At 40.1% G+C, this 12,875-nt stretch carries 7 protein-coding genes and 1 pseudogene; 4 read left to right on the forward strand and 4 right to left on the reverse strand.

Translation table 11 applies throughout. The annotated features are described in order from the left end of the window. Window positions 1-37: 37 nt before the first annotated feature. Together L6494_RS20310 and L6494_RS20315 are read right to left on the reverse strand one after the other, a co-directional pair. Complete coding sequence (locus tag L6494_RS20310) at window positions 38-2,371, reverse strand: TonB-dependent receptor domain-containing protein (RefSeq protein ID WP_237989577.1); 2,334 nt, start codon at window positions 2,369-2,371, stop codon at window positions 38-40. Window positions 2,372-2,587: 216 nt separating this feature from the next. After that, window positions 2,588-3,607: a helix-turn-helix transcriptional regulator gene (locus tag L6494_RS20315; RefSeq protein ID WP_237989578.1), complete on the reverse strand. Its 1,020-nt coding sequence runs from the start codon at window positions 3,605-3,607 to the stop codon at window positions 2,588-2,590. A 698-nt stretch (window positions 3,608-4,305) separates the two neighbouring features. On the opposite strand from L6494_RS20315, the gene L6494_RS20320 reads away from it, so the two are divergent. Together L6494_RS20320 and L6494_RS20325 are read left to right on the forward strand one after the other, a co-directional pair. Further along, window positions 4,306-4,845, forward strand: coding sequence for a flavodoxin (locus L6494_RS20320; protein WP_237989579.1), 540 nt, complete (start codon window positions 4,306-4,308; stop codon window positions 4,843-4,845). A 331-nt stretch (window positions 4,846-5,176) separates the two neighbouring features. Next, window positions 5,177-6,178, forward strand: a complete 1,002-nt coding sequence (locus tag L6494_RS20325; RefSeq protein ID WP_237989582.1) for a helix-turn-helix transcriptional regulator — start codon at window positions 5,177-5,179, stop codon at window positions 6,176-6,178. Between the two features lie 57 nt (window positions 6,179-6,235). On the opposite strand, the gene L6494_RS20330 is transcribed toward L6494_RS20325, so the two are convergent. Beyond that, on the reverse strand, window positions 6,236-7,072 hold the full coding sequence (locus L6494_RS20330) for a DUF2887 domain-containing protein (protein ID WP_237989583.1): 837 nt from the start codon (window positions 7,070-7,072) through the stop codon (window positions 6,236-6,238). A gap of 286 nt (window positions 7,073-7,358) precedes the next feature. On the opposite strand from L6494_RS20330, the pseudogene L6494_RS20335 reads away from it, so the two are divergent. Together L6494_RS20335 and L6494_RS20340 are read left to right on the forward strand one after the other, a co-directional pair. Further along, a pseudogene (locus L6494_RS20335) lies at window positions 7,359-10,033 on the forward strand (TonB-dependent siderophore receptor). Window positions 10,034-10,332: 299 nt separating this feature from the next. Next, the gene (locus tag L6494_RS20340; protein WP_237989584.1) at window positions 10,333-11,337 is read left to right on the forward strand and encodes an iron-siderophore ABC transporter substrate-binding protein; all 1,005 of its coding nucleotides are present in this window, start codon (window positions 10,333-10,335) and stop codon (window positions 11,335-11,337) included. Window positions 11,338-11,545: 208 nt separating this feature from the next. Here the strand turns inward: L6494_RS20340 and L6494_RS20345 are convergent, their stop codons facing one another. Next, window positions 11,546-12,772, reverse strand: a complete 1,227-nt coding sequence (locus L6494_RS20345; RefSeq protein WP_237988450.1) for an ISL3 family transposase — start codon at window positions 12,770-12,772, stop codon at window positions 11,546-11,548. Window positions 12,773-12,875 lie beyond the last annotated feature (103 nt).

Raw genomic sequence — 12,875 nt, forward strand, 5'->3', positions numbered from 1 at the left:
GGTAAATGAGATACAAAATTTAAGAATAAACCAGATACTAAGAGACTTTCAAGCCTGTTCCCTGTTCCCCCAACCCTGTTCCATGCTGTAAATGTGTGATTTTAATGTAAGTATTAGCGTCAAAAATTGATTTTGCGCTTTTGCCTAATTTCCATTTATCGCTCGGTTGCCAATCTGCTGCTAATTCAATACCATAATTGCGTTGGGGAGCGCGTAAAATTCTAAAATCACTGCCAAAGTCTTCAAATTGAACCGTAGTTCCTAAACTGGAATAACTATAAAATCCAGCGAGGGAAGCTTGGAAATTATTCCACTGTCCACGAATTCCTAATTCGTAGCTATCAACTTTTTGTGGTGCTGATAATTCCACATCTTCAGCAAAATTGAAACCCGCTTGGGGACGCTGTACTATGCGAGAAATATTAGGTAATGAAAATCCTTGAGCAAAATTAGCAAAGAAACTAATTGTTGGGGTGGCTTTGTAAACTACACCCGCATTAAATACCACATCATCTAAAGTTTTCTCCCCACCTCGATAAGATAGTGCAGTTTGTCCATCTACCCAATTATCAACAACTGACACATTAATATTTTCATAACGTACCCCACCACTCAGGAATACTTTTTCACTTGCTTCCCATTTTACTTGAGAAAATAAACCCAAGTTTTTGGTAGTAAAAGGAGCGATGCGAATTGATGAACCGATTTTTCTTGCTATTCTGCCATTGCTGTTGTCAAACTCTGCAACATCAAATAAATCGTAATCGCCTTTACTATCTTCACTGGAATAATCTGCGCCCCACAGTAAATTCAAGTTATTTGATAAAGCTGTATCTAACTGTAAACGTCCTCCAAATCGTTCTGCTTTCACTACCGAACGACCAATATCTAAAATGCTATCTGGATCAAATAAGCGGTTATCAAATAGGGTTGCGGCTGTTTTAGTTTGACGATAATATGCCTGTGCTTGTAGTTGACTATTCAAGATATTATTATGGGTGTAGTCGAATTGAATTACAGTTCCTCGGTTAAAAGGATCTGAGGAATTAACAAAATCAACTGGTCTATCTAGGAGGCGTGCTTTTTGAATTCCTGGGATTGCTCCTACAGTTAAATCATAATCTCCATATTGATTTTGATCATCATTAAAGTAATTAGCTGTAATTTGCAATCGCTGTTGTGAACCTAATTGAAATCCCAGCTTACCTAAAAAGTTAATCGAAGCACTTTCGGCTTCTGCATCACCAAATAATGGTATGCGATCGCCTTCTGCATCAAATGGTTTTCCAAAGCTATCACGGGTGAAAGAAGCGACAAAATCTACCCCTCCTTGCTTACCGGAAATACCGTAGTTTAAAAAGTTACCAAAACTACCAGATTTGAAATTACCAACGGATCGTACTCCAATTTCTGCACTGGAAACTACTCGGTCTTGAGTTGGTCGTCGGGTAATAATATTAATCACCCCACCCGCAGCACCATCACCATAAACAGCACTTAGACCGCGTACTACTTCTATCCGTTCAATAGCCTCAACATCAATGCGACGTAAATTAGCGACGGATGTATCATTATCAATATTAGAGCTAATCGGTACTCCATCTACTAATACTAGAGGTGGTCTTCCCCGCAAAGTCTGAGCAAAACTTTGTTGTGAGTCTGAACTAGCTCCTAAACCTGGAACTGAATTACTCAAAATACTTTGCAAATCTCGATTCACTTTAGTTTGCTGATCAAGTTGCTCACGGGTAATCACAGTTACAGAACGTGGTATATTTTGTAGTTCTTCTCCTGTGCGTGTAGCTGTCACTACCAATTCAATAGTTTCATCACTTTCGGCTGTTGGCTGTTCTGGTGGTGTTTCACTTGTCGGCTGTGATGGTGGCGGTGTTTGTGATACAGTGGGCGCAAACTCAAAAATTAACCCTTCATCACTGTCAAATAACTCTACTGTGGGTAAACCTGCTTCACCCGTTACCGTTAACCGCACAGTATTAGCATCAACTTGAGTAACAATCACAGATACAATCCCGCTTACTGGATTAGCAATGCTAAATTCTTTACCTTCCGGTAGTGCTAAGACTGCATTAGGGACATCTGCAATATAATTATTCTCTGCACTCTTAATGACAGGATGCAGTGCTTCTGGTTTAGCACTTTCTAAAGTCACTTCGATACCTTTATCTGTATTAGTGACTTTTACACCTGTTACTTCCACAGGTGCAACATCATTTTGTTGTGCCAGTAGTAACTTTACTGTACTGATAGAATGATGTGATTTAGTTTCCGCAACTGCTGGTTGTAAAAGTAATGATACCAGTGCCAACACAATCCCTGCTGAAATAACCTCTTTCGCTGGTCGAGACTCCATACCCCTCACTCCACAAAGTCAAGCTCAATACTGCAATTTATTTGCAACTGTCTGTGGAAAGAGTTTATGTAATTTACGAAGGGTAAGTCTACATAGTAGACGGAGAGTTTTAGACCATAGCGGGAGAGTGTGATTAATTTTTGACATGAACTTGCAAGTAAGCAGCAAATAGTCAAATAGGGGAGTAGGTTTAGGGGTTTGTTGGTTCTGTGATTATTAAACGGCTTTTCTGCCTAAGCGACAATCTTGGGGGCTAATACCAAACTTACGCTTAAATGCGGCGGCGAAGTGACTTTGATTGGCATAACCAACTGTATTGACTACAGTTCTCACGTTCTGCTTTTGTTCCTGTAGCAACTTTCGCGCTATTTCTAGGCGATAGTCACGCAAATATCCAAATACTGTAGTACCGAATACTTCACGGAAACCGTACTTTAGTTTGTTGTCATTAATACCAACTTTTTTCGCTAAGTCGATTAATGACGGTGGATGATCATAGTTTTTGGTTAAAATATCCTTGGCATGATAAATTTTCTCAACATCACCGACTTTGAGATTAATGAGGGGTTGTTTATCTCCCTCAGTCTCTATCAGTTGAGCAAACTGCAAAGCTAGCAATTCTAATACCTTGCCTTCCAGATACATTTTTTGTATCATCCCTTGATAGGGTACATTGAGCATTTGCTGTAATGCTGTCTGCATGGGTAGGGTAATCTTACCGACTGGGCGGTGAAATAGCGATGGAGAGTTACTTTCTAAAAAAGGCTGTAACTGTTTTGGTAGATGCTCTAGCCCATCAATGAAGGATTTAAAAAAGTCTAGGTCTATACAAATTCTAATTAAATAGATGCGATCGCCTGCAAAATATTGTTCTATTTCTTCAATATCAGGTAAGTAGAATAAGTAATTATTCCCTACAGTTTCTTGATAATTTTCTGTAACTCCTGGAATCCCTGGACAAATTACATTGTGATTACCTGATAAATAAAATTTGGCTGTTAGTACGTAACCACCATAGTGATTAACTATACTATTAACTTGCTGGTAGTAATAATCATCAAAAATTTCTAGAATTAATCCTGGACGCAATTCAACTACTTGGGAATAAGTATCATATAAGCTGTTGCGGACTCTTTGAATTTGGTCAAATCCTTTAGTATTATACGATACCTCTAAATTTTCTAAAGTTTCCTGTTCAATTTGATTGATTTGCTCTTCCGTCAGGATATTTGTCATGCTTTAACGGCAATTTTAATGAGAAGTTGCAAGTAATTCTTAACTATGAAAGTATTAATAGTTAATTTACAACAATCATGAGGATATTAGCAATAAGGAATATATATTATTTAGGACTTACACACTGTACAAAAGACTCACTTTGTGTAATAACCTAAATAGGTCGTTTCAGCCTTTTACAAACCATGCTTTGTTAGTTGCGTAGGTGTAACCCGCCGCAGGTATAACAAAAAGGTAACTGAGAAATTTAGCTAAAAGCCCTGAAAAGCATACCTGCTATTTCGGCTTTACTGTCAATGCGTAAGTCCTATCATTAATGGGTGTATGGATGATGCGATCGCTCCATCATCCTTTGAGATAACTTGTTAATCACCTTTATTATTGGACTTTGGACAAAATATTACTGTAACCAATAATTAATTATTGAAAATATCATTTGTAATATTTAAACTTTTTTAAATTGTAAATATAAATATTATTTAATTAGAATCTATTGCAATTAATACTCATTAAGTAGCAATACTTTATAGGGTGTTGACTAACTAGCAGGGATAACAATAATGCCTATAAATTTTCACCTCAAACACTAATTATAGGCAAAATCTAACCTGTAAAATTTGGGGAATCTCTAGGTATAAACATCCTCAGTAATAGCAAGCTCAAAAATTCGCTCGTTTAAACCCAGAGGAGATTTGATTATGGCAAAAATGGCTATTTTCTATGGTAGCACTTCCGGTATCACTGCATCCATCGCCATGAAACTGCACGAGCATTTTGGTGAGGAACTGTGTGATATTTACAGCATGGAAGAAGATTTTGATGGCGTTGAGCAGATGTTGGAGTATGATTATTTGCTCTTTGGTTGTTCTACTTGGGGTTCAGGAGAAGTCCAAAATGATTGGCGCGATCCTATATTCGATATGTCCATCGAAAAACCCGATTTTACAGGTAAAACCATCGCCTTATTTGGTGCGGGAGATTGTATAACTCACGGGGAACAGTTTGTCAGCGCATTGGGTACTTTGTACGATCACTTCAAAAAATTAGGCGCGACTTTAGTTGGTGAATTTCCCCTTGATGGTTATACTTACGAATATTCCCTTGCTGTCCGCAACGATACATTTATCGGACTACCTATTGACGAAGTAAATGAGAGCGACAAAACCGACGAACGTATCCTACGTTGGCTGGAAGTATTGAAACCACATTTTCCTAGCCCATCTTTGGAAACCGCTTAAATCAGTTAACAGTTAACAGTTGTCAGGTGTATTGATAACTGCTAACTGTCATTATGGGGCTTTCTTTTTTAATGGGGAAGTTATATCGTTATTTAACAGACGAACCACCCGAATCTAGCTACCGTGTCATTAATCACGGATATTTTTTAACCCTCTCTAGTTATCTAAGCATTATTACTATAGATTGTTAAATACTACTGATGATTTAGTAACAATTGCTCTAAAGAGTTTCGTGAAAACATATATCCCAAATCACCTATATTTCCTAGCATATGTGGTAAAATAGTTGCAAAAACTTAGTATTTAATTAATTTTTCTCCAGCCTCCTAGCATGACATTTATCCTCAATGAATCGGACTGGGATGAGATGCGTTTACAGGCTAGCAATCCCGACTGGCAAGATTCGGTATCTGGTACATTTGAGGATGTTGCCGAGATCACAAAATATATTGATCGGGATTTTTATTTTTCCGAGGTGGAACTATCGCCGGGAATATGGTTGATGTTGATGGATTGCACCCATCACCAGGATTTGATACTGAAAGCACCTGTCCACGACCATACAATTCAAATTGGTATTTGTTTATCGGGTTTTATGGATTGTGAGGAAGTGCATCCCGTTTTAGGTGGGACACGCGGTTATTTTTCTGGGAGTGGAATTTCACCAGCTTACAACTGCAAGTATCAAGGAAGGGTGCGGTTTACCTATGTAGATGTAGAAATTGAACCAGAGGTACTGAAATCATTTTTGGATGAGGAACAGCGCAACACAGATCATATCAAGCAACTATTCAAAGGTGATGATTGGAAAGTAGCATTTTACCCCCAGGTGACTGCAAAGATGCGCTTTTTTGCTCAGGAACTATGGAATCCACCACTACGGGGTGCTGCTAAACGGTTATATCTGCAAGGTAAGGTATTTGAGTTATTGGCTTTATTTGTCGATACGATTTGTGACGATCAGGAATTGGTGAGCAACGCATCCAAATTCAAACCAGAAACCATTGCGCGGATTCACCATGCTCAGGAAATCTTGACAATCAAATTCGAGAATCCACCATCCCTATCAGAACTAGCTCAAATGGTAGGAGTAAGCGATCGCACTTTACAACGAGGTTTTCAAACCCTTTTCCAGACAACAGTTGTGGGTTATGTAACACAGTTACGGTTAGAGAAAGCCCAAATGCTATTGCGACATGGTAAGCATAAAGTTGCAGATGTGGCGAATTTAGTTGGTTACGGACATTTAGGGCATTTTTCAACAGCATTTAAACGACGATTTGGCATTACACCCAGTCAATGTTTAGCAGGTAACAAGGCGGTTTTTGGGTAGACACCACTATTCAGTAGCAACAATTATCATTTTGACGTTACCACTCACCAATTAAATTTAGATTGATTTTAACCAAGCATCTAAATCAGCCATACTGGTAAAATCAAGCAACGCTTCTCCCAGATTTTCCAATTGTTCCAACGAAAGAGATTCAACTTTTTGACGAACTTCTTGGGGTAATTCTCCCACCTTACGGGTTAATAGACGCAAAATTAGCGATCGCGCTTCTACCTCTCGCCCTTCTTCCTTGATTTCCCGATAAACCCGTGTTTGTTGGAGTGTAATTCCTAGCATCTTTTCTACCTCCCGTTGACTCTTGCCTTCAAACTTGTACACCATAATCGTCGTTAATAAATCTATGATGGCACGATTTTCTGCTTGAGGTACTTCCTGTTGACTCCTCTTTAGTAAATACCTAGCTTCCTCAGTAGAACTTTCTTCTTCCAGGGTAGTCAACACCATTAACGCCACCCATAGGGGTAGAGAGCGAATATCACCCAACTCATCCAAATATATCCGATGTACCTGGGGGCTATTAAGTTGACTGAGGTAAGGACTAATATCAGTTTGTTCTAAACTGCGGGATGGGTAAATGATCACGATTTGTAAATTACTAAACCTGGCACGATTGCGGTAAAAATACAAATACGATTCCGCAAATACCCGTTCATAAAGCTGTTCATCTTTTTGAAACTGCACCTCACAGAAATACACCACACCAGGATTTTGATTTAGTGGTGGTAGAAATACTCCGTCGATTTCAAATTTTGGTTCTTTAACTGCTACTGAATCAAATCTATATTCATCTGCATTACTTGGCGGATTTGTCAATAGCTCAAATAGTAAAGTAGGCGATTGTTGAAATAGTTTATAAAATATCGAATCTCGACGCATGAAGGCATTATTCGTAGATTGCACCTTCCTGATTGTAAGGCTGTAGTGCTTCTAAATCAGCCATGCTAAGAAAATAAAACAATTTTTCAGCAGCATTAAACGGCGGTTTGGTATTACACCGAGTCAATGTTTAGCAGTTAACAAGGCGGTTTTTGGATTATAAATGGCGGTTTTTGGATAGACACCGAGCGATGTCTAACGACAATTACGGCTACGCGTTTTTTATACTACCCCTACTTGTTATTAAGAATTTTTAGCAGTAGATTTATTTGTGTGGTGAGGAAGTATGAAACGTTGGTCTTTGTCCGCTAGTGTTCGTTTGTGGTTTCTAGTCAGTTTGTCTGGATGCTTGAGTGCGATGCCTGCGGCGTTCGCGGAGCGTCTCGAAGAGAGCGAAGCTATCGCAGTACAACCAGGATGGGCAAAGGATGAACCATTATCCCTACAGCAAAAAAATAACACTTCAATTCCCCAACTGGGCGATATCGAACTTCCTGCAACTAGCGCGAAATTATTAGTACAGCAACCCGCACCCACTAATCCCAAGCCAGAGGAAGTTATTGCAATTACGGGAGTCAAAGCCAATCCCACTGATAAAGGTGTGGAGGTGATTTTAGAGACAACCACAGGGGATAAACTGCAAGTTGCCAACCGCAGCACAGGGAATAATTTTATTGCAGATATCACTGGTGGGCAGTTACGTTTACATGATGGCAATGCTTTCACGTTTAAGTCGGAAAAACCCATCGAGGGAATTACAGAAATTACAGTTACAAATATTGATGCGAATACCATGCGGGTAACGGTAGTGGGTGAGAAAGCGTTACCTGCGGTTGAGTTATTTGATGATGATATGGGGTTGATTTTTGCTGTTGCATCGACAGCTACGACAGCCCAGGAGCCGGAAAAACCACCAGAAGAAAAACCGGAGGAACAACCCGCAGCGCAGCAGGATGACCCGATTGAGTTGGTGGTGACGGGGGAACGGGATAGTTATCGCGTACCGAATGCAAGTACAGCGACGCGGACGGATACACCATTGCGGGATATTCCCCAATCGATTCAAGTTGTACCGCAAGAAGTATTGCGCGATCAAAACGTTACTAACACTAACGAAGCCCTGCAAAACGTCCCTGGAGTAGCTTCATTCCTTAATTCAAGAACCGAGCGCGCTAACTTTACTATTCGAGGATTTAATACCAATCCTAGCGACGTTGGTAATTATCTTAGAAATGGGCTGAGAGAGAATGGAGGTACATTGTCGGATCTTACCCCCGACATCGAAAGAATCGAAGTACTAAAAGGTCCTGCTTCCGTACTTTATGGTCAAGCAACTCCAGGGGGAACCATTAACTTCGTGATCCCTTCTATGCCATTGATGCAACTGTTGGCAGCTATGATTTCTATCGAGGTGCTGTTGATTTATCGGGACCGTTGAACGATTCTAGGACAGTATTGTATCGTCTCAATGCAGCCTATTTAGACAGAGGAAGTTTTGTTGATTTTTTTAACGCCCGTCAATTTACGATTGCACCCGTTGTGAGTTTTGCGCTTGGAGAGCGTACACGTTTTACCCTGGAAGGGGAGTACACAGATAGAACTGAAGATTCTTACTACTCTGGATTGCCAGCGATCGGCACAGTGTTGCCAAACCCCAATGGTGAGATCCCACGCAATCGTTTTGTGGGAGAACCAGGCGGCATTCTTAATAGCACGGTTAGAAGAGCGGGCTATCGGCTAGAGCATGAGTTCAGCGAAAACTGGTCAATTCAACAGGCATTTCAGTGGAGAGCAGTTAATTTTAGTTCTGACAGGCTGGTTTTTCCGATTAGTCTTGCTGCCGATAATCGAACCTTAACTCGTGGGGTTGAGCGTCTTGATGATACTGATAGAGACATCTATGATCTAAATGTCAACCTAATTGGCAGGTTTTCAACAGGTTCAATTGGTCATCAGCTAGTTTTTGGAGTTGATTTGGGTAGATTTGACCAAACCGTAGACGTGTTTACAGGCACTGCTGCACCCATAGACTTGTTCAACCCTGTCTATGGACAGCCTGCTTTTGGACCTCTTTCCCGCGCTTTTAATGGCGGTTTTTACCGGGACACTCTGGGGATTTATTTACAAGATCAGGTGACACTGGCAGAAAATCTTAAGTTCTTGCTGGGTGGACGGTTTGATCTGGTTACAGAAACCAATCAAAATTTTCAGACCAACGTTGAAACCAGTCAATCGAGTGATGCCTTCACTCCCCGTGTGGGCATTGTCTATCAACCCATTGAACCCATTTCCCTTTATGCCAGCTACAGCCGATCTTTTACCCCAGCCACTGGCACGACCTTTGAAGGTGACTTGTTTCAACCTGAACGTGGCACTCAGTATGAAATAGGGGTCAAGGCAGATGTGAATGACCGACTTTCGGCAACCCTGGCTTTGTTTGACCTGACCCGTAGCAATGTCTTAACGACTGACACTAGACCGGGTGTACCCTCTGGTTTTTCAATTCAGACTGGAGAACAGCGCAGCCGAGGTGTTGAACTCAGCGTTCAGGGCGAAATTTTGCCGGGGTGGAATATTCTTGCAGGTTATGCCTATACCGATGCCAAAGTTACCCAAGATAATAGTATCCCTGAAGGCAATCGGCTGGCTAACGCTCCTGAGAATACCTTTAACTTGTGGACAAGCTATGAGCTTCTAGAGGGAGATTTGCAAGGTTTGGGAGTTGGCTTAGGATTATTCTTTGTAGGAGAACGGCAAGCGAATTTAGACAATAGCTTTCAAATTCCCAGCTATCTGCGGACAGATGCCTCAATTTTTTACAGGCGCGATCGGTTCCGTGCTGCCCTTAATTTTAGAAATCTGTTCAATGTTGATTATTTTGAGACTGCCTCCTTTAGCCCATTGCGCGTTTCTCCAGGTGAACCGTTAACGGTGCAGGGAACTATTTCGTGGCAGTTTTGATCCCCCTAAATCCCCCTTAAAAAGGGGAACTTTGAAGCCGATCCGGTTCCCCCCTTCTCAAGGCTACGGTGTACACACATCTTTGTGCTGGGTGCAGAATGTGGGTTCGATCCCCCTAAATCCCCCTTAAAAAGGGGGACTTTGATTCTTCCCCCTTTTTCAAGGGGAGTTAGGGGGGATCAAAACGATGTGGGACAAGGTTATAAGACTTGTGTGTACACGGTAGCCTTCTCAAGGGGGGCTAGGGGGGATCAGTTGAGCTTATGTGTATACCTTAGCCTTAAGAAGGTGGAATTAAAATGGGGCTAAAAATATACCCACAATGGCAAGCTTGGTGGCGATGGTTTTGGGTGGTGAGCCTGACTGCTATGCTTATCTCAGCTTGTAACAGCACAAAAATTAACCATAGCAAGCTACCACCCTCCGAAACGCCTTTAACCCCTTGCCGAGTTGTGCAGCACGCAATGGGTGAAACCTGCGTTCCGAATCATCCCAAACGAATTATCACTATTTCCTACCAAATACTAGGTAACGCACTGACTCTGGGCGTTAAACCCATTGCTAGTAGTGGTTCAGATATAGAGTTAAATGCTCCCTTAATAAGGGATCTATCTTATTTGGGCAATAAGGTAGAAGGGATCAAAAACATAGGCCTTACAAATAGTCCCAATCTAGAGAAAATTTTGCAGTTTAAACCTGATTTAATTTTGGCTTGGGAACCTGTTAAACAGGTTTATCCTATGCTTTCTCAAATTGCACCCACAGTAATCATTCCGATCGCAGATTTAATCACGAACTGGAAACAAGGTTTTAATATTGTTGCTGAAATATTAGGAGAAAAAACGACAGCACAGCAGGTCTTGAATAACTATAATCAACGAATCCAAGAACTAAAAATAGCCTTGGGCGATCGCTATCAAGATAAAACTATTTCTGTTGCTTTTGCTTATGGTCAGAGCGCATACATTTATGTTAAAAATTCATTTGCAGGTTCAATTCTTGAGGAGTTGGGACTGCAACGCCCCCCAACACAAGATGTTTCTGTACATGGTGGTAGGATAGACGGTATCTCTGAAGAAAGGCTGGAGCTATTAGATGGCGATATCTTATTCTTTGGAGTTTCCGATCTAGGACATACAGAAGCCTATGAAAGCTTAAAACAAAAGCCGCTTTGGAAAAAACTTAATGCTGTTCAAAAAGGACAGGTTTATCTTTTCGATGTTACGTCGTGGGCTGGAAATAACCCACTTGCAGCTGATGCTGTGATTGATGATTTGTATAAGTATTTAGTTAATACTCCCTAACGGGAAATAAATATTTTTGAGGAAAAAGTATAAGCTTTCCGAGAGTCGTTAAAAGCTATGCAAACCTATTAATTTTGAGTCTATTGTGAATCTGCCAATAGCTACTAGGTTGGGTGAAACGCAGCGAAACCCAACAAGCAAACGAATAAAGTACCAACTACTGTAAATAGGTTAAGAATAAAGGCTCTCCCAGACTAGATATGTTAAATTAACAACAGAAATACCAATTTAGTAAAACCCTTCTTCTAAAACTATTAAAGTTAGTTAAGCCATAAGCTCTGCGTTTAATGAGCTTAATCTTCTGATTAATTCCTTCTACGATACCTTGAGTAGTTCGGTGATCAAAATAAGCAAGAATTTCATCTATCCATCTACAGATGGTTCGACAACTTTTGGGGAATAATTTATAAGCTGCTTGAGTCCATTCCAGGAATTTATCTAAGGCTTCATCACTGGTTATCGGACTTTCAAATATATCTCTAATTGCTTCTTTATTCCGATACATTTCTCCTAACTCTGGAGCAACTTTTTGGAGTGAAGCTATCTTCGCCTTTTCTTCATCACTCAGGCTTTCTTTTTTCTTTAGCAAAGGGTATTTACTGTGAGTTAAGCCAGCTAATTTCTTTTCTCTTTCTTGGCGATTTTTAATTTTCTCTGCTGCTCTTTTTTCCTGTTTTCTTCTTGCGTCTAACTCCTGGTTTATTTGTTTCATGACATGGAATCTATCTGCCACCACTTGAGCATTCGGTAGCATTTCTTGGATTAAACTTTTATAGGGTATCCATAAGTCTATGCTGACTTCTTCTATTTGATTCAGTACCTCTGAACCTAGACTGGATAAGTATTCTGCTATAACTGCTTTATTTCTTTTTTCTAACAAAGCTATGGGTCTTCTTGTCTCTAAATCTACTAATACTGCTGCATAATTCTTTCCCCCTTTTAATTGTGTGATTTCATCTATTCCTAGCTTTTTTATCTGACGAGGTTTTTCTTTTAGCAAATCTGCTTCTAACTCTTTTAATATTGTTTCTATCTCAGATGGTGTCATTCTATTTCTTCTAGCTGCACTCTCCACATCCGTCTCTAATACTTCCTTGATTACTTTCATCCCTAGTCTTGTTGTGTAAGTTCTTCTACTTTTTACAAAAGACAGTTTTTCGCTGAATACTTTCTGACATTCTGTACATTTCAATTGACGACGATTTACTTTTAAAATTACTTGATAGCCACTCATGGGTATATCTCTGACCATATACCAATGATTTTGATGAGTTTTATCAGTTGTCTTTCCACAGCGAGGACACTGAGCAACTTTTGACTGACTTTGGATTTCAATTACGATTTCATCATCGGTGATAAAATTGTAATTCACAACCTTAATATCTTCAATATTAATAACTTTAGTAATAAAATGAAGTAGGGGATTAGAAGGCATATTTATTAAAATGCTAATTTTATTCTCAACCTTTCTTGCTTATTTATAGTCTTAATTGCTTGTATAACTCCTTCCCAGCTTGGATTATCGCCACTAATCACTG

It is taken from the genome of Nostoc sp. UHCC 0870, assembly GCF_022063185.1.
Taxonomy (GTDB): domain Bacteria; phylum Cyanobacteriota; class Cyanobacteriia; order Cyanobacteriales; family Nostocaceae; genus Trichormus.

Excerpts from the sequence above, each read along its gene's own strand:
- L6494_RS20315 (WP_237989578.1), bottom strand. The coding sequence starts at position 3,607 with ATGACAAATATCCTGACGGAAGAGCAAATCAATCAAATTGAACAGGAA.
- L6494_RS20325 (WP_237989582.1), top strand. The coding sequence starts at position 5,177 with ATGACATTTATCCTCAATGAATCGGACTGGGATGAGATGCGTTTACAG.
- L6494_RS20320 (WP_237989579.1), top strand. The coding sequence starts at position 4,306 with ATGGCAAAAATGGCTATTTTCTATGGTAGCACTTCCGGTATCACTGCA.
- L6494_RS20340 (WP_237989584.1), top strand. The coding sequence starts at position 10,333 with ATGGGGCTAAAAATATACCCACAATGGCAAGCTTGGTGGCGATGGTTT.
- L6494_RS20330 (WP_237989583.1), bottom strand. The coding sequence starts at position 7,072 with ATGCGTCGAGATTCGATATTTTATAAACTATTTCAACAATCGCCTACT.
- L6494_RS20345 (WP_237988450.1), bottom strand. The coding sequence starts at position 12,772 with ATGCCTTCTAATCCCCTACTTCATTTTATTACTAAAGTTATTAATATT.
- L6494_RS20310 (WP_237989577.1), bottom strand. The coding sequence starts at position 2,371 with ATGGAGTCTCGACCAGCGAAAGAGGTTATTTCAGCAGGGATTGTGTTG.